This is a genomic window from Burkholderia glumae LMG 2196 = ATCC 33617 (genome assembly GCF_000960995.1).
Lineage (GTDB): Bacteria > Pseudomonadota > Gammaproteobacteria > Burkholderiales > Burkholderiaceae > Burkholderia > Burkholderia glumae.
The window spans coordinates 3,383,888-3,400,803 of the sequence record NZ_CP009435.1 but is presented as its reverse complement, the minus strand read 5'-3'; the positions used below and the strand labels follow the sequence as shown (position 1 = coordinate 3,400,803).

19 protein-coding genes are annotated in these 16,916 nt (G+C 71.0%); 8 read left to right on the top strand and 11 right to left on the bottom strand.

What is annotated here, in order from left to right:
* Positions 1-109 precede the first annotated feature (109 nt).
* Complete coding sequence (locus KS03_RS27830; protein WP_015876260.1) at positions 110-880, top strand: SDR family oxidoreductase; 771 nt, start codon at positions 110-112, stop codon at positions 878-880.
* 97 nt (positions 881-977) lie between these two features.
* Here KS03_RS27830 and KS03_RS27825 read toward each other — a convergent pair whose 3' ends face one another.
* On the bottom strand, positions 978-1,373 hold the full coding sequence (locus KS03_RS27825) for a tautomerase family protein (RefSeq protein ID WP_015876259.1): 396 nt from the start codon (positions 1,371-1,373) through the stop codon (positions 978-980).
* Between the two features lie 25 nt (positions 1,374-1,398).
* Between KS03_RS27825 and KS03_RS32130 the strand changes: the two genes are divergently transcribed.
* Complete coding sequence (locus KS03_RS32130) at positions 1,399-1,548, top strand: hypothetical protein (RefSeq protein ID WP_017433408.1); 150 nt, start codon at positions 1,399-1,401, stop codon at positions 1,546-1,548.
* Positions 1,548-2,453, top strand: a complete 906-nt coding sequence (locus tag KS03_RS27820; RefSeq protein WP_015876258.1) for a LysR substrate-binding domain-containing protein — start codon at positions 1,548-1,550, stop codon at positions 2,451-2,453. The genes KS03_RS32130 and KS03_RS27820 overlap by 1 nt, the downstream gene beginning before the upstream one ends.
* Before the next feature lie 417 nt (positions 2,454-2,870).
* On the opposite strand, the gene KS03_RS27815 is transcribed toward KS03_RS27820, so the two are convergent.
* The 10 genes from KS03_RS27815 to KS03_RS27775 form a co-directional block, all read right to left on the bottom strand.
* Positions 2,871-4,016 (bottom strand): glycosyltransferase family 9 protein, encoded by a 1,146-nt coding sequence (locus KS03_RS27815; RefSeq protein ID WP_015876257.1) that lies wholly within the window; start codon positions 4,014-4,016, stop codon positions 2,871-2,873.
* Positions 4,017-4,203: 187 nt separating this feature from the next.
* The gene (locus KS03_RS27810; protein WP_039201444.1) at positions 4,204-4,767 is read right to left on the bottom strand and encodes an SDR family oxidoreductase; all 564 of its coding nucleotides are present in this window, start codon (positions 4,765-4,767) and stop codon (positions 4,204-4,206) included.
* A 403-nt stretch (positions 4,768-5,170) separates the two neighbouring features.
* Positions 5,171-6,700, bottom strand: a complete 1,530-nt coding sequence (locus tag KS03_RS27805) for an ATP-binding response regulator (RefSeq protein ID WP_045678925.1) — start codon at positions 6,698-6,700, stop codon at positions 5,171-5,173.
* A complete protein-coding gene (locus KS03_RS27800; protein WP_015876254.1) occupies positions 6,688-8,190 on the bottom strand; it encodes an ATP-binding protein in 1,503 nt (500 codons plus the stop codon). The genes KS03_RS27805 and KS03_RS27800 overlap by 13 nt, the downstream gene beginning before the upstream one ends.
* A gap of 57 nt (positions 8,191-8,247) precedes the next feature.
* Positions 8,248-9,384: an ATP-binding protein gene (locus tag KS03_RS27795; protein ID WP_015876253.1), complete on the bottom strand. Its 1,137-nt coding sequence runs from the start codon at positions 9,382-9,384 to the stop codon at positions 8,248-8,250.
* The gene (locus KS03_RS27790) at positions 9,369-9,794 is read right to left on the bottom strand and encodes an ATP-binding protein (protein WP_015876252.1); all 426 of its coding nucleotides are present in this window, start codon (positions 9,792-9,794) and stop codon (positions 9,369-9,371) included. Before KS03_RS27790 ends, KS03_RS27795 begins: the two co-directional genes overlap by 16 nt.
* Before the next feature lie 20 nt (positions 9,795-9,814).
* Positions 9,815-10,174 carry an STAS domain-containing protein gene (locus KS03_RS27785; RefSeq protein ID WP_015876251.1) on the bottom strand — a complete coding sequence of 120 codons (360 nt, stop codon included), beginning with the start codon at positions 10,172-10,174 and terminating at the stop codon, positions 9,815-9,817.
* Between the two features lie 10 nt (positions 10,175-10,184).
* Entirely contained in the window at positions 10,185-11,048 is an 864-nt protein-coding gene (locus tag KS03_RS27780; RefSeq protein ID WP_015876250.1) for an STAS domain-containing protein, read from the bottom strand.
* 385 nt (positions 11,049-11,433) lie between these two features.
* Positions 11,434-11,631, bottom strand: a complete 198-nt coding sequence (locus KS03_RS30640) for an FCD domain-containing protein (RefSeq protein ID WP_413226594.1) — start codon at positions 11,629-11,631, stop codon at positions 11,434-11,436.
* A gap of 122 nt (positions 11,632-11,753) precedes the next feature.
* Positions 11,754-12,263: a GNAT family N-acetyltransferase gene (locus KS03_RS27775; RefSeq protein ID WP_232252237.1), complete on the bottom strand. Its 510-nt coding sequence runs from the start codon at positions 12,261-12,263 to the stop codon at positions 11,754-11,756.
* A gap of 89 nt (positions 12,264-12,352) precedes the next feature.
* Between KS03_RS27775 and KS03_RS27770 the strand changes: the two genes are divergently transcribed.
* From KS03_RS27770 to KS03_RS27750, 5 genes are all read left to right on the top strand, one after another.
* Positions 12,353-13,015, top strand: a complete 663-nt coding sequence (locus KS03_RS27770; protein ID WP_015876247.1) for a GntR family transcriptional regulator — start codon at positions 12,353-12,355, stop codon at positions 13,013-13,015.
* Positions 12,999-14,246: a dicarboxylate/amino acid:cation symporter gene (locus KS03_RS27765; protein WP_015876246.1), complete on the top strand. Its 1,248-nt coding sequence runs from the start codon at positions 12,999-13,001 to the stop codon at positions 14,244-14,246. The genes KS03_RS27770 and KS03_RS27765 overlap by 17 nt, the downstream gene beginning before the upstream one ends.
* Positions 14,247-14,704: 458 nt before the next feature.
* Entirely contained in the window at positions 14,705-15,448 is a 744-nt protein-coding gene (locus KS03_RS27760) for a helix-turn-helix transcriptional regulator (RefSeq protein ID WP_217908212.1), read from the top strand.
* Between the two features lie 461 nt (positions 15,449-15,909).
* On the top strand, positions 15,910-16,137 hold the full coding sequence (locus KS03_RS27755; RefSeq protein WP_124836371.1) for a hypothetical protein: 228 nt from the start codon (positions 15,910-15,912) through the stop codon (positions 16,135-16,137).
* A gap of 135 nt (positions 16,138-16,272) precedes the next feature.
* Positions 16,273-16,599 (top strand): hypothetical protein, encoded by a 327-nt coding sequence (locus tag KS03_RS27750; protein WP_017433956.1) that lies wholly within the window; start codon positions 16,273-16,275, stop codon positions 16,597-16,599.
* The last annotated feature ends 317 nt before the right edge of the window (positions 16,600-16,916 follow it).

Genomic DNA, 16,916 nt, shown 5'->3' with positions numbered 1-16,916 from the left:
TCTTGCGGGGCGCGCGCGCCGCTTCGCGCCGACGTACCATGCGGCATCCACGCAGCACGCGCGTCGTCGCCGCCGCGGCACGTGGTTTCATCATGAACGGGAGTAGGACATGGATCTCGGTATCAACGGCCGCGCGGCGCTCGTCACGGGCGCATCGAAGGGCATCGGTCTCGCGAGCGCGATGGCGCTGGCCAGGGAGGGATGCGGCGTGCATCTGGTGTCGTCCAACGCCGAGGCGATCGAGCGCGCGAAGCGCGCGGTCGAGGCGGCCTTCCCAGTGCCGTTGCGCGCCACCGCGCTCGATCTGGCGGATTCGCGCTCACGCGAGCAACTGCTCGCCTCGGCCGGCCCGATCGACATCCTCGTCAACAACGCCGGCGCGATCCCGGGCGGCGGCCTCGATGCCGTCGACGAGGCCGCATGGCGCGCGGCATGGGAGCTGAAGCTGTTCGGCTATATGGATTTCGCCCGGCTCGCGCTGCCGGCGATGATGGCACGCGGCAGCGGCGTGATCGTCAACGTGATCGGCGCGGCCGGCGTGGCGCCGCGCTACGACTACATCCTCGGCTCGACGGCCAACGCCGCGCTGGTCGCGTTTACCCAGGCGGTCGGCGCGCAGGCGACGACGCGCGGGGTGCGCATGGTCGGCATCAATCCGGGGCCGTGCGCCACCGAGCGGCTCGAGACGCTCTACCGGCGCCGTGCGCAGACGGCATTCGGCGACGCCTCGCGCTGGCGCGAACTGCTCGATGCGCTGCCGTTCGGCCGGCCCTCCGAGCCCGAGGAGATGGCCGACCTGGTGGCGTTCCTCGCTTCCGAGCGCGCTTCATACCTGAGCGGCGTGGTGATCGACGCGGACGGCGGGGCGAAGTATCGGTGAGCGGGCCGGGCGGCGCGGACCAGCGCGGCCCGGCTGCAGCGGGAGCCGCGCCCGACCTCTGCCGGGTCGGTGCCGGACCGGCGCCGAGCGCGCGCCCTCAGCGCGCGTCGTCCTTCACATACGAGGCGCGCCCGTTGCCGAACGACCACTCGTCGCGCGCGTTCGGCGTCAGCACGATCATCACGTCCTCGGGGCGCAGGCCCGGATCGCGCGCGAGATTCGCCGCGATCGCCCCATACAACGCCTGCTTCTGCGGCGTGTCGCGCCAGTTGCCGGCGATGATCTGGATGATCACGAGATCGTCGCTGCGACGGATGCCGAGATAGTCGGCGTCGTAGATCAGCTCGTCGCGCTCGTGCTGGTGGACGAGCTGGAAACGGTCGTCGGCGGGCACGCCGTAGGCTTGCATGAGCGCGCGGTGGACGCCGTCGCCGATCGCGCGGATATGCGCCGGGGACTTGCCCTTGATGAGCGAGAGACGGATGAGCGGCATGTCGGAACTCCTCGAGGATCGTTGAATGAGCATCGGCGCCGGCGCCGCCGCGCATGCCCTCATGCGACGCGTGCCGGCCGGCTTCGGTGCCGTGCTTGACATCGCTACGATAGGCTTCAACAATCATTCTGAGAATTTGAAATTCAAGAATCCATACATCAAAAAATTCGAATGATGGCGGCCCGTAAAAATCTCGACATGGACGTGCTGCGCACCTTCGTCACCGGCTTCGAGCTGGGCAGCTTCGCGCGCGCGGCCGAGCGTCTCGGGCGCTCGCAGTCGGCCGTCAGCACCCAGTTGCGCCGGCTCGAGGAGCAGGTCGGCCAGCCGCTCGTGCGCAAGTCGGGGCGCGGGCTGGCGCTGACCACGGCGGGCGAGAGCCTGCTCGGCTATGCCAAGCGGCTGCTCGCGCTCAACGACGAGGCGGTCGAGAGCCTGCGCGGCGCCGATGTCGCCGGCTGGGCGCGGCTCGGACTGCCGCAGGACTTCGCCGAGGGCTGGCTGCCGGCGCTGCTGCAGCGCTTCGCGCGCGCTCACCCGAAGGTGCGGGTGGAAGTGCAGGTCGACCGTGCCGTGCCGCTCGTCGAGCGCACCTTGCGCGGCGAACTCGACATCGCGCTGGTGTGGGGCGACGCGGCAGGCATGCCGCGCGGCGAGAAGGTGGCCGACGTGCCGCTGCAATGGATCGGCGCGCCCGGCTGGCCCGGCGTGGCGAGTCTCGGCCCCGAGCCGCTGCCGTTCGCGGCGTTCGCGCCGCCGTGCGGTTTTCGCTCGGCGGCGGTCGGCGCGCTCGATGCGGCCGGGCTGCCGTGGCGGCTGGTGTTCACCAGCCCGAGCCTGTCGGGGCTCTGGGCCGCCGCCGAGGGCGGCCTCGGCATCACGGCGCGCACTGCCATCCATTTGCCGAAGACGCTGGCCGTGCTCGATCCGGCCGCCACCGGGCTGCCGCGGCTGGCATCGATCCCGCTCTTGCTGTGCCGGGCCGAGGCCGACCCGCCGCCCGCCGTCGAACGTCTCACGGCGATCCTGCTCGAGATGGTCCACGACGAGATCGGCATGGCCGCCGATCGTGCCGCCTGAGGGCGGGAATCATTCGACTCCGAGCAAGCGCGGAGTCCGGATTCTCAAAGTTTCGGAAGCAGCGCGCCTGCCTAGGCCAGGGTCACGGGCCCGACTCAGGCGGCCCGCCCGTGCCGGGCAGAAGCAGGATGCCCTTCGTCGCCGTCGGCTTGGCCGGCCGCTCGAACCGCAACCGCTTGCACGGCTTCGTAAAGGCGTGGCGGCACGGATGGCGGAGGTGATGGATCAGGCCGCGTCGCGGCTGGGCGTGCTGGCCGGGCAGGTGCTGCCCGCGGGCGGGAGCGCGGGCGGCGCGCCGGTGCGCGGCGCAGGTCGAGGCGGTCGTCAGTGCCGGCACCCGTAGCGCCGAGCAGACTGCCGCCGCTGTCACGGCTACACCCGCGCCCGATCCCGGCCGGGTGCACCCGCCGGCCCCGCTTAGGCCGCGTGGTGCCATTCCCTTGCCGCGCGCGCCAGCCCCGCCGCCGTGTGCAGCACGTTGGGCGCGGCCGGCTGCGCGCCGCTCACGCGGTGCAGTTGCGCGAGCGCGGCCCCCACCACCCGCTCCACGCCGGGGTCGCGCGTACAGGCAGGATCGTGCGGGCAATCATCGCGCAGCAGGCAGGGGCGGCGCGGTGGGCAGTCGGCCTGCACGCGCTGACGCGTCGGATCGGGCGGCGCCGGATGGCGTGCGTCGCGGCCTGCGGCCACCACGACCGACGCGGTGCCCATGGCGGCGGCGATCCTGGCGATGCCGGTGTCGTTGCAGACCACGAGACGCGAGCGCGCCACCAGCGCGGTCATCCCGCCCAGCGAGGTCAGCCCGGTCAGATGCAGCGCGGGCGCGGTCATCTCGCCGAGCACGGCGCCGGTGGCGGGCGCGTCGGCGGCGGTGCCAGTGATCGCGATCTGCCAGCCGTCGGCGGCCAGATTGTCGGCCACGGCCGCGAAATGTTCGGCCGGCCAGCGGCGCGAGGGCAGGCGCGCGCCGGGATGGATCAGCACCAGCCGCTCGGGTTCGAGCCCGTGCGTGGCCACCAGCGCCGCGCATTCGTCGCGATCGCGCCGCTGCAGTGCAAACGCGGGCTGCCGGCCGGTCGCAGGCGCGCCGAGCGCCTCCATCAGCGCCAGACAGCGCTGCGCTTCCGGCAGCGTGTCGGGGCAGGCGATGAAGCAGCCGTGCGGCAGCGCCTCGCCGCGCTCGACGAAGCCGGCATTGGCGCGCGCGCCGAACTCGCGCAGCAGCGTGTTGGCGCCGCCGCCGCTGCCGTGCAGCTGGATCGCCAGGTCGAAGCGGCGTGCGCGCAGCCGCGCGAGGAAATCGGGCAGGCCGGCATCGGCTTCCGGCGGTGCGGGAAAGCCGGGCGCAGCGGGAAACACGATCAGTTCGTCGACCAGATCCGGATAGCGCTCGACGAAGCGCTGCGCGCGCGGCAGGCCCACCAGCGAGATGCGGGCCTGCGGCGCGGCGCGCCGCAAGGCACGCAGCGCCGGTACGGTGTCGAGCAAGTCATCGCAGGGCAGCGCGCGCAATACGGCGATCCGGCGCGGCGCGGGCGCCATCGGAAACGAGTAGTCATTCATGAGAGGTCTACCTGGGAACGGGCGGCGCGGTGCGGCCGTCGCCGATGGAGGGAAGGTGGGCGCGGTGCTCGCGCGACGGCGCTGTCATGCGCCGCGCCCGGCGCGGCCACGGTGCCGGGCAGCGCGCCCCGCCCGGCCCGCGTAACGGGCCGGGCCGGCAGGCGAAGCGGGATGGCAGGCAGGGCGCTCATGGCAGGTGGTGGCCGCCCGTGACGCCGCGGATCTCGCCGGTGACGAAGCTGGGCTGCTGGGAGGCGAGCAGCACGTGGACGGGCGCGAGTTCGGCCGGCTGGCCGGGGCGCTTGGTGCGGAAGGTGGCGCCCAGCCGCGCGGTGGCGAGCCCGGCGAACTGCTCGATGCAGACCTGCTTGCCGGCGACGAGCTGCCGGCAGAACGATTCGCCGGCGATGTCGCCGGGCAGTGCGAGCGCCTGGCGGCCGGCGTCCGCGACGAGGGCGAGCACCTCGCGGGCATCGGCTTGCTCGCTGTGTAAATAGTTCAGGGCGAGATGGGCGCCTTCGCGTGCGAAGGCGGTGGCCACGGCGCGGCCGATGCCGCCGTCGCCGCCGGCGGTCAGCGCGCGCCGGCCGCTCAGGCGGCCCATGCCGCGACAGGAGGTTTCGCCGTGGTCGGGGCGCGGGCGCATCTGGCCGGCGAGGCCCGGAGCGGGCCGGGGCTGCTTGTCGAAGGCGGAACGCGGGTAGTGCGTGAGCGGGTCACGCATCGTGGTTTGATCCATGCTGCCGGACATGGCGACGCTCCTGTTGGTGGACGCAGGCCGGGATCGCGATCCCGAGGCTCACCGAGCAGGCAGCAACGCTCGTACCCGAACCCGGCGCCGCCGCGCCGGCAGCGGCCTGCGGGCGCGGCGCCGCAAGGCAGTGGAAAGCATGTCGAGGCGTCGCGCGACCGTCGCGGCGACGAGCCGGGCGGTTGGCCGGCGCTGCGCCGGGGCCGCGCGCCAGTGTGGGGGCGGGCGAGGCCGGCGCTGCGGATCGGCTCGTCGGCTCGGGCCGAGCGGGCGGCCCGTCCGAGGCCGGCGTCCGCCCGCTCAGGTGACTCGCTTCGGCGGCCCGCTCCGGCCCGCGGGCCGGGGCCGCTCGCTGCCGGGCGAGGCGGCCCGGTTGGCCGGCGCGGTGCCGGCTTGCGGCCGCCTAGTGCCGGCGCGCCGCCGCGTCGGTGCCGACAGTGGCGATCGCGCGCTCGATGTCCTCGAGCGTGGCCGGCTTCACGAGATGGTGATCGAAGCCGGCCGCGCGCGTGCGCTGGCGGTCGCTTTCCTGGCCGTAGCCGGTCAGCGCGATCAGCAGCGCGCCGGCGGTGGCGGGCAGGGCGCGCAGGGCGCGCGCGATCTCGTAGCCGTCCATGCCGGGCAGGCCGATGTCGAGCATCACCACCTCGGGCTGGAACGCGGCCGCGGCCGCGATCGCCGAGGTGCCCTCGTAGAGCGTGCGCACCTCGTGGCCGAGGATGCGCAGCAGCACCGACATCGATTCGGCGCCGTCCACGCTGTCGTCCACCACCATCACGCGGCGCTGCGGGCGCGGCGCGGCGTCGGCGGCGGCCGGGCCGGCGGCGGCCGGGTCGGGCACGGCGAGCGGCAGCCGCACCACGAACCGCGAGCCGTGGCCGATGCCGTCCGAACTCGCGACGATGGTGCCGCCGTGCAGCTCGGTGAGCGTGCGCGCGAGCGACAGACCGATGCCGAGCCCGCCCTCGGAGCGCTTGACCGAGTCGGCCGACTGCATGAACAGGTTGAACACCTCGTCGAGTTCGGCCGGCGCGATGCCGATGCCGTTGTCGGCCACGCTGATCTCGACGGCGCCGGGCGCGACCGCCACGCCGAGCTCGATGCGTCCGCCGTCGGGCGTGTACTTGGCCGCGTTCGACAGCAGGTTGGCGATCACCTGCGAGATCCGGATCGCGTCGCCGTTCACCACGCAGGGCAGCGGCGGCATGCTCACGCGCAGCACGTGGTGCTTGCGCTCCATGGCCGGCTGGCTGGTTTCCACCGCGGCGGCCACCGCCGCCTCGATGTCCACCGGCTCCATGCGCAGCGCGATCTTGCCGTGAGTGATGCGCGACACGTCGAGCAGGTCGTCCACCAGCCGGCTCAGATGGTCCACCTGGCGGCGCGCGATCATGCGCGCGTCGTGCACCAGCGCCTCGGCCGCTTGGTATTTGGGGTCCATCAGCTCGATCGCGTTGCGGATCGGGGCGAGCGGATTGCGCAGCTCATGCGCGAGTGTGGCGAGGAACTGGTCCTTGCGGCGGTCGGCGTCGCGCAGCGCCTCCTCGGCCCGGTGCAGGCGCAGCAGCGCGCGCACGTTCGCGACCAGTTCGGCCGGCGCGATCGGTTCGGTCAGATAGCTGTCGGCGCCGCCGTCGAGCGCGCGCACCTTGTCGAGCGACTGCACCGCCGCGGCGGAGGTCTGCAGCACCAGCGTCGAGCGCGTGCGCGCGTCGCGCTTGATCTGCGAGCAGACGTCGATGCCGCTGATGTCGGGCAGCCGCACGTCGAGCAGCACCAGCGCCGGGCGGCGCGCCTCGACCAGGTCGAGCGCGTCCTGTCCGGTGCCGGCCTCGATCACCTGGTAGCCGGCGTGGATCAGCACGCGCGTCTTGGCATAGCGGGCGCCCTCGTTGTCGTCGACGTTGAGGATCAGCGGGCTTAACGCGGCCATGCGTCATCTCCACGCGAAGTCGGGGTGTCGGTGAGGCCGCCGGCAGCGGCGGCGCCGTCGTGGTGCGCCTGGGCCGGGGCCGCGAAGCGCAGCGGCAGCGTCGCGTAGAACGTCGAGCCTTCGCCGAGCCGGCTCTCCACGCCGACGTGGCCGCCCAGCAGCGCGGCGAGGTTGCGGCAAAGCGGCAGGCCGAGCCCGGTGCCCTTGACGCGTTGCTGCAGATGGCTGCGGACCTGACCAAATGCCTCGAATATCAATTCCTGATCCTCCTGCGCGATGCCGATGCCCGTGTCCGTGACGAAGAACGTGATGTGCTCGTCGTCGGGCTGCAAGCGCGCACTGACGCGAATTTCGCCGCGCTCTGTAAATTTGAGCGCGTTCGATACAAAGTTGCGCAGAATCTGAGTGACCTTCGCCTCGTCCGTGAGCATCGCCGGCAGCCCCCGCATGTCGTCGAAGATCAGCTGCACGGCCGGGCTGCTCAGCAGCGGCGCGAGCGTGGCACGCACCGCGGCCACCAGGGTGTGCGGCTCGAACAGCACCGGCAGCACGTCGGTGCGGCCTGCCTCGATCTTCGCCAGGTCGAGCAGGTCGTTGACGATGTCGGTCAGATCCTCGGCCGATTTGCGGATCAGCAGCACTTGCCGTTCCTGTTCGCCGGTCAGTTCGCCGTCGAGCCGGTTCAGCAGCAGATTCGACAGCGCGCGGATCGAGCTGAGCGGGGTGCGCAGCTCGTGGCTCATGTCGGACAGGAAGCGGGTCTTGAGCGAATCGACGCGGCGCAGCTCCTCGGCGCGCTCGTCGAGCTCGGCGTAGAGCGCGACCACGCCGCGGTTGGTGGCCTCCAGCTCGCTCGTCAGGCGCGACAGGTCCTCCTGGCGTGCCTGCAGCTCGGTCAGCGCGGCCAGCAGTTCGCGGTTCTGATGCCGCAGCTCGGCGAACGGGTTGCGCGGCGGGTGGGCAAGCGAGCGCGGCGCGGCGGGCGCGGCGGACGTGCCGGGGGCGGCCGGCGGGGCGGGCAGGTCGCCGCGCAGCGCCTCGACGAGCGCCTGCACGGCCGATGCCGCCATCGGCGGCCGGTCCTGCGGCAGCGCGCGCAGCATGGTCACGGTGGTGCCGCGGCCGGCCGCCGATTCGATCGTGCAGCGGTCCATCAGACGCCGACAACTGGCGATGCCGTTGCCCGCCATGCCGGACTCGGAGCGATGGCTGCCGTCGAGCACGGCCTGCAGATTGTGGATTCCGGGGCCGTCGTCGCGCACCTGCACCATGAGCGCCTGCGGCCGGGCCTGCAGGTCGAAGCCGAACCACACGGTGCCGCCGCCGGCGTGATCGAGCGCGTTGCGGGCGATCTCCGACACCGCGCTGGCGATGCGGGTCTGATCGAGTGGCGCGAAACCGAGGCCGGCGGCGATCACGCGTGCCTGGCGGCGCGCGACCGCCACCTGTTCCTCGGAATCGAGCGAAATGAGCTGTATCTGGATGGCCATGCTCGGATGGATCGGTTCGTGAGTCTCGGTATCGCCCTGGTTCGTCGGCCCGGTTCGTCAGCGTGACGGCGCCGTCTTGACCACGACCACCGTCGCGTCGTCGCGGCGGCGCGAGAAGTCGCGATACAGCACGGCCGCGATCACGGCCGCCGGCTGCAGCCGCAGCCCCGGGTAGGCGGCCAGGTCCCAGCGCGTTCCGAGGCCGTCGGAACTGAGGATCAGCATCGCGCCGTCCTGCCAGCGCGCCGCGATCTCCTGCGCATCGCGCATCGCATGCCCCACGATACCGTTGCGCGAGACGAGCTGCCAGCTTTCGCGTTCGCCGCGCGAGCCGGCGGCATCGGCCGCGGGGCGTCCGACCTGCTGCGGCCCGGGTAGCAGCCGGCCGCCGCCCCACAGCGACGCGGCGATGTTGCCCACTCCGGCGAACGACAGTCCGGTGCGGGCCGGATCGAACCGCGCGATGGCCACGGCCGCGCCGCGCGTGGCGCGCAGCGCATCGTGCATCGCCTGCATCAGGCGGCCCGGTTCGAGGCCGGGGTTGCGGTGCGCGATGTCGATCGCGCAGGTGGCGGCGACGTGCGCCTCGGGGCCATGGCCGAGGCCGTCGGCCACCGTCACGACGAGGCCGGCGCCGCCCACCTCGATGCCCCAGCCGTCGCCGCTCACGGTCTCGCCCGGGTAGGGCACGCAGACCCCGCCGATGTCGAGGCCCGCCACGGCCGTCGCGGTCGCGCTGCCGCCGCCGCCCCGGGTGCGCACGGCGGCGCGCACCACGGTGCCCAGCCCCGGCTGCGAGTACACGGCGAGTTCGTCGGACAGCCTGCGGATCGCGCCGAGCCCGGTGCCGGGCGTGCCGGTGTTCGAATAGCCGTCCTCGAACGCGGCGCGCACGTCGGGCATGCCGGGGCCGTTGTCGAGCGCGATCAGCTCGACGCCGCTGCCTGCCTGCGGCCCGGCTTGCGGCCCGTGCGCCGGCAGCTCGCGCACCAGCAGTTCGCCGTGCTTGGCGTGCTTGAGGATGTTGGTGGCGGCCTCGGTGACGATCAGCGCGACCCGGCCGAGGTCGGTTTCGCCCGACAGGCCGCGGCGCGCGATGTCGTGCGCGCCGCGGCGCGCGAACGCCACGCCGCTCGGATCGCCGATCTCGAACGAGGCGTGCGCGGCACGCAGGCCGCTTAGCGGATTTTCCATTTCGCGATCGTGATTCGGGTGCCCTTGCCGCGCTCGGTCTCGATCTGGAACTCGTCGGACAGGCGCCGCGCGCCGCCGAGCCCGAGCCCCAGGCCCCCGGCGGTGGTGAAGCCGTCCTGCAGCGCGCGGTCGACGTCGGCGATGCCCGGGCCGGTGTCGATGAACGCGACCCGCAGGCCCTTGCGCGCGCCGCGCTCCAGCACGCTCAGTTCGGCGTCGCCGCCGCCGCCGTGCAGCAGCGTGTTGCGGGCCAGCTCGCTGGCGGCCGTGACGAACTTGGTCTGATCGACCAGCGACAGGCCCAGCGCGATCGCGTGGTCGCGCACCAGCTGGCGCAGCTTGACAATTTCCTGATCCGAACGCAGTCCGACCCGGGTGGTCGAGACGACGGTGAGGCCGGCGGCTTCCATGGCGGAATGAGTCGGCGGGGTCAATGGCGCCGCCGCTGCCGCAGCAGTGCCATGCCGCGGTCGACGTCGAGCGCGGTGCGCACCCCGGTCAGCGTGAGTCCGAGCTCGACCAGCGTGATCGCCACCGACGGCTGCATGCCGACCACCACCGTGTCGGCGTCGAGCACGGTGGCCATCGCGGCGATGTTGCTGATCATCCGGCCGATGAACGAATCGACCACGTCGAGCGCGGAGATGTCGAGCAGCACGCCCTTGGCCGACACCTTGACGATGCGCTCGGTCAGATCCTCCTGCAGCGACAGGGCGAGCCGGTCGTGCATGTCGGCCTGGATCGCGATGATCAGGCAGTCTCCGAGCTGCAATATCGGAATGCGGTCCATGTCGCGCGCCTCACTCGACGGCGCCGCCGGCGATGCTCGAGCCGTTGCGCTTGAGCGCGACGACGAAGGCATCGGCGAGCGTCGATTTGGTCGTGACGTTGGTCAGGTCCACGCCGAGGTGGACGATGGTCTGCGCGATCTGCGGGCGGATCCCGCTGATGATGCAGTCCGCGCCCATCAGGCGTGCCGCGGCGACCGTCTTGAGCAGGTGCTGCGCGACCAGCGTGTCCACGGTCGGCACGCCGGTGATGTCGATGATGGCGATGCCGGCGCCCGTCTCGACGATCTTCTGCAGCAGGCTTTCCATCACGATCTGGGTGCGCGCCGAGTCGAGCGTGCCGATCAGCGGCAATGCGAGGATGCCTTCCCACAGCTGCACCACCGGCGTGGACAGCTCGAGCAGTTCCTCCTGCTGGCGCAGGATGATGGCCTCGCGGCTGCGCTGGTACACCTCGGTGGTGTAGAGGCCGAGCGCGTCGAGCAGCACGTTGACGGACCAGCTCAGGTCGGCGAGCGCGGCCGCGTCGTTGCCGAACTCGTTGCGCAGCAGCGTGTAGAGCGGCTGCTTCAGCGAGAACACGAAGGTGGCGGTCTCGACCGGCGTGAAGCCGAGCCGCACGCGGTGCTTCGAGATCTCGGCGAGGAACTCGCGCACCGGCTCCCATTCGGGCCGCGCGGCGTCGATGGCGTCCACGCTGGCGAGCGTGTCGATGAAGATGCCGAGGAAGCCGCGGAACTGGTCCGACATCTCGGCGTCGGTGGTCAGCCCGCGCCGCTGCGCCGTCGACAGGTGCTGGTCGAGCCAGTCCTTGAGCAGGGTGGCGCGGTTTCGCGAGAGGACTTCGGCCAGCGCAATGCGGTTCGGTGGATTCATGAATGCTCCGTAAATGATCGGCGAGCGTGCCTGGTCCGTGGCTTCGCGCAGGCCGCGCAGCCCGGCGCGCGAGCTGCCGCCGCCGGTCCGGCGCATCCTGCCGCCGCCGCGCGACGTCCGCCGCTGCCGTCGTGCGGTGGAGCGGGGCGCGCGCGGCACGGCGTTCGTCAGTTTTTTCGAGTTAGGAGGATAGGACCCCCGATGTGCAAAAGCAATCGATATCGGCGCGGCGGCCGGCGCGCGGCGCCGGTCCGCAGCGGCACCGGGCTCGCGCTCGGCCGCTCCTGCCGGGCCACCGGGCGCGCGTGACGCCCGGCGGGCGGTCGGGCCGGGCGGCGGGCGGTGGCGTGGGTGGCAGCCGCGCGCCGCGCCGCGGCGCCGATCCTCAGTATTTCAGGAACGCCGCATAGCGCGCGCAGATGTCGTCGACCTGCGAAAGCGTGCCCGACAGATGCGCGCGCAGCGCCCGCTGCGCGCCGGCCGCATCGCGGGCGGCGATCGCCGCGACGATCGCCTCGTGCTGTTCGAGCACGCGCCCGGTCTTGCCGGGCAGCGGCACGTGCAGGCTGCGCAGCCGGTCCAGATGGCCGCTCTGCCCCAGGCCGCGTTCAGGCCCACGGCCGTTTTATCCCGCCTGCGGTCGCCGCACGGGCGGCAGCCGCCCTCGCGCTTCGGGCCCGCAGCCGCGCGGCGCCGGCGCGCGAATCAGAGCGCCATCCACATCCGGTAGAACTGCACGTCGGGCTTCGAGGCCAGCGTCAGCGGTTCGGGATCGCGCGCGAAGCCGAGCCGCGCGTAGAATCCGGCCGCGGTTTCGCGACCGGTGCACCAGAGCGTGGCGCCGCCGTGCTCGCGCGCATGGTTCGCGCAGAGCCGTACCAGCACCCGTCCGAAACCGAGCCCGCGCAGCGGCTCGTCGATCGCCATGCCGCGCAGGCGCCAGCCGCCGGCCTGCGCGAACCCGGGGTGATCCTCGCGGCATACCGAGGCCACCCCCACCAGCCGCCCGTCGCGCCGGATGCCGAGATGCAGCGTGTCCGCTTCCAGATCGCCGGTCAGGCGCGAGGCGATCTCATCGCCGTCGAGCAGCAACCGGGCGCGCAGCGGATAAACCTCGTCGGCGCCGGCCATAACAATTTCAAACAGCGAAGCGTGATTAATCATCGAGAATCTGGGCGATAGAGTGCAGACTTTGAATTCGGTGTTGCCCGTCACATCTGACGGTTGCTCGGCGCAGGCGGTAAGGGTATCCTCGTGCGCGGGCCGATTGCGTGTTTAGCAAAAGACAATACTGCGATCACAGAATGGAAGAAAAAACAAATTCAGACGCCGACCACGCGTATGACGAAATTCGAACACGAATTCTCGACGGACGCCTGGAGCCAGGCCAGAAAATCTCACATCGCGGGTTGGCAAGCAAACTCGGAATCGGGCAGATGCCGGTGCGCAGCGCGCTGCAGCGGCTGGCCGCCGAGAATCTCGTCACCGTGTTCGACAAGCGCGGCACCTACGTCAACGATCCGACGCGCGACGATCTCCAGCAGATCTTCGAGGTCCGGCTCGCGCTGGAGAGCACGGCGGCCTATCTCGCGGCGTGCCGCGGGCCGACGCCCGCAATGGCGGCCTCGGTGGAGCGCATGGAGCGGCTGATCGAGAGCGGCGAGACCGACATCATGGCCGAGCAGCGCATCGGCTGGGTTTTTCATCAGGAAATGTTTTTGGCCGCGAGAAACGAGCGGCTGCATAATTTTTATAAATTACTGAGAGCACAGACGCTTGCATTGAATGAATTGCCGCGGCAGGACATCGAGACGGTCCGGCGCGGCACCATGGAACATCTGGCGATTTATTCCGCGATCCGCGACGGGCAACCCGAGGAAGCCCGCGGTCACATGTGGAATCACATCGTGGATGGCACCCCTGCAAGAATCAAATTAATCCGGGCCAGAAATGAATCAAAAGAATAGCAGGACCTCGCTGCCACTGATCATGATCGTCGCGCTGATTCTCGGCGCGTTCACCGGCGTGTACGCCCCGCGTTTCTCGGCCGACGTCGGCTTCCTCTCGACGCTGTTCGGCCACGCCATCAAGATGGTGGTGATGCCGCTGATCCTGCTGTCGGTGGTGGTGGGCAGCTATCGCGCCGTCGAGCAGCGCCGCCACCTCGGGCGCACGGCCGTGATCGCGATCCTGTTCTTCATCGTCATGACGGTCGTGTCGAGCGCGCTCGGGCTCGGTCTCTACTGGCTGTTCCGTCCGGGCCTCGGCGCCTCGATGACGGGCTCGGGCGCGCTGCCCGACCATCTCGCCACCAGCATCGACTGGATCAAGTTCATCACCGACATGGTGCCGCAGAACCTGGTGGCCGCGCTCTCGTCGGGCAACGCGATTCCGGTGCTGGTGTTCGGCGTGATGCTCGGCACCGCGCTCGGCGCCACCGGCGAAGCGGGGCGCCCCGCGATCAACCTGTTCGCCTCGCTGCTGGCCGGCCTGTTCAAGATGGTCGAGTGGATCGTCGCGCTCTCGCCGCTGGCGATCTTCGCGGCGGTGGCCGGGCTGATGAGCAGCCGCGGCGTGGCCGGCCTGATGCCGCTCGTCAAGCTGCTCGGCATCGCCTATCTGGGCATGGCGATCCTGGCCGTGCTGCTGACCCTGATCATCGTGGCCACCGGCAACCGGCCGCTCGCCGTGATCCGCAAGGTCAGCGAGCCGCTGATTCTCGCCTTCACCACGCGCTCGTCGGAAATCACCTATCCGGTGCATCTGAAGAAGCTGACGGAGATGGGCGTGCCGTCCTCGATCGCCTCCACCATCCTGCCGCTGTCCTACATCTTCAACCGCGACGGCGCGGTGCTCTATACCGCGCTCGCGGTCGGCTATCTGGCCGACGCCTATCACGTGGTCTGGAGCTGGCCGCTGGCGCTGACGATTCTCGCGCTGACGATCCTCACCATCGACGGCGCCGCGAACGTGCCGTCGGGCGCGATCGTCGCGATCACCATCGTGCTGGCCGCGGTGGGGCTGCCCGCCGAGGCGGTGCTGCTGATCCTCGGCGTGGACGCGTTCTTCGACATGGGCCGCACGGCCATGAACGTCTACGCGAGCACGGTGGCGATGACGGTGTCGCTGCGCCTGTCGAGCGACGAACGGATCACGGCGGCCGAGGGCGTCGACGGCGCCGCTTCGTACCGGACCTGATCGACCCGCGCCGGGCGGGCCCGCCTGCGCGGGCGTCCGGCGCCGTGACGCGAGGCACGCCGCGCGCCGGCCTGATGAAGGCGGCACGGCTTCGCCCCGCATAGCGGCATTCGACGACGAAGCGCGCGGCCGTGGCCGCACACCGGCCGCACACCGGCGGCCGGGGCAGGCTTGCCCCCGGCGGGGCGGGCGGCCGTGAATCGATGACAAGTATCAAGCAAACTGCGATCGCAGATTCGCGCGATCGCCGGCATGCAACAGGCGAAGTGAAGACGTGTCCATGACGTCGCGACGTGTTCGCGGGCGGCCCAGCCGCTCCGGACGTCGCTGCTTACCGAGAGAGAGCGTTCGCATGACTGTCCTGACGGAAACCCGGATGCAGCACCCGGCCCCGGCCCGACCAGCCCGGCCGGCATCGACGCGGCCCGCGCCGCGGCGCGAGGCGCGAGGTGGGCGCCATGCGTGAGATCGGCCAGCCTGATTATTTCGCCGTGTTCGATGAACTCGAGCACGCGCCGGACCGCGCCGCGCTGCGCACGATCGTCACGCGGCTGATCCGGCCGCTGGGCGGCGAGCGTTTCGCGTTCCTGCTGATGCCGGCCGACGGCGCCGCGCATCAGCGGCTCGACGACGACGCGGTGCTGACCGACGCGGCGCCGGGCTGGCTGGCGGGCTATCGCGAGCGGCGCGGGTTCGACGCGGACCCCGGCATCGCCTACGCGCGCCGTGCCTCCACGCCCACCACGGCCGGCTCGATCGCGCCGCAGACCGATGGCCAGCTCGCGCTGCGCACCCACGATGCCGCGCACGGCTTCGGCGCGAAGCTGATCGTGCCGGCCCATTTGCCGACGCTGAACCTGGGCGGCGTGCTCTATGTGGGCAGCGGCGCGCCCGCACGCGAGGCCGAGCCGGCGCTGCACGCCAAACGGATGTTGTTCCGGCTGATCGCGAATGAGCTGCTGGACTGGCACGCGCGGCAGATCCGCCGCGACGCGGCGCGCTCGCTGGCGCTGACCGAACGCGAGACGGGCATCCTGCGGCTGCTGCGCAGCGGCTATACCGCCCACAACATCGCCAAGGAATTGAGCGTGGCGGTGCCGACCGTGTACGGATATTACAAGCGGCTGAATGAAAAATTTTCCGTAAATCACATTTCGCTAACGGTAAAGAGAGCCGCTACCCTGGGTTTGCTGGATCAATAAATGATTCGCTTAAAAAAAATGTGTGGTATGGAATCGTTTTTCATCGATAAGGGGCTATCAGGCGGCACGGATATTTAATATAGTGGCTGGAAAATTCGGGTGTTACGATACGGGCGAATTCGTAGCGCTACACCCACCTGCAACCGGGGCGAGGGCCCCGGCGAGGCGTCCGTCCAGAGGGGGGCGGCCGCGGCCTCGGGAAATAATCCGTTATTCCTTTTTTCGATAACCGGACGCCGGGCATCGCGGCGCGGGCGGCGGGCCGGACGCGGCCGGTCAAATCGCGGTCAATCACGGAAGACGGTGGTTTTTTCATTCGGCGTAAATGCCGGAATGAATGGCAGGCGAAGCCGCAGATAATTGACGAAATCGATTTATTGCCGCAGCGCGGCGCGCGGTGGTCCGCCGGTATCACGGCGGCGGGCGCGGCGTGATACCGGCGGACCACCATCGAGAGAGCCATGGAACGTCCACTCAGTCAGGAGCGTCGAAACTTCGCCGTGACGGTCGAGAAATGCTGTCTGGCCGCGAGCGGGCTGCTGGCCGCCTGTGCCGTCGCGCTGGCGATCCTCGGCGGCTGCACGGCGGAGGACGCCGGCATGCACCAGGGCTCCGTCGCGCGCGGTGACGCGCTGGCCGGCGCGCGACTGCCGACGGCCGCGGCGGTCAGGCCCTGGCGGCATGGCTGAGCCCGATGACGGCGGCGTGACGGGGAGGGCGGGAGCGAGGCGGCGGGGCGCGGCGCCGACGGATCGGGCAGGGCGGCTTGGGCGGCGCCTGGCAGCGATGCCGCGCCCACGATTGGAACCAAGGAGCGAGACCAGATGAGCGTGCGGCAGGAGATGCGGACGGCCTACGTGGGCGAGGTACCCGGCATGCCGGCGGGCAGGATGACGAAGGACGAGATGCGCATCGACGTGCTGTCCGGCCGGATTCATGCCCAGGAGGCGCTGCTCAAGGCGCTGATGGACGTTTGCGTGGACAAGGACCTGCTGCTGCGCCGCCTTGATGCCGAAACCGCGAACATGAGCATGTCGCTGCGCGAGAGCGACTGTTCCTTGCTGATGTATGCGGCCTTCATCGAGCATACCGCGGCGCTGCGCGACTACGTTGCCGCGCCGGTGGTGGGGGAGTGCCTGCGCGGCAGCTGAGCGGCACCGCCTCGCCAGCGGCGAAGGCGCGGCGCGAGCGCCTGCCGCTCCTGGCCGTCGGCACCAGCGGCAGCGCCTGGCCGATGCCCCAACGAGCGGCCGGGCGGCGCCGTACCGCGAAAACCTGAGCAGTTGCCGTGCCCGCCGGCGCGCGCCTCTCGAGCGTGCCTCACCGTGAGCGGCGAGGCGGCGGGGCGCCCAGGCCCGTGTCGTTTTCCATGTCGACTTCGCAAAAATCCGCCGGCTCGCCCGTCGTCGAGCCACCGTGGCGGATCGTGCCGGGACCTGCCGCGCGATCGCCGGCCTGCCAGCGCGAC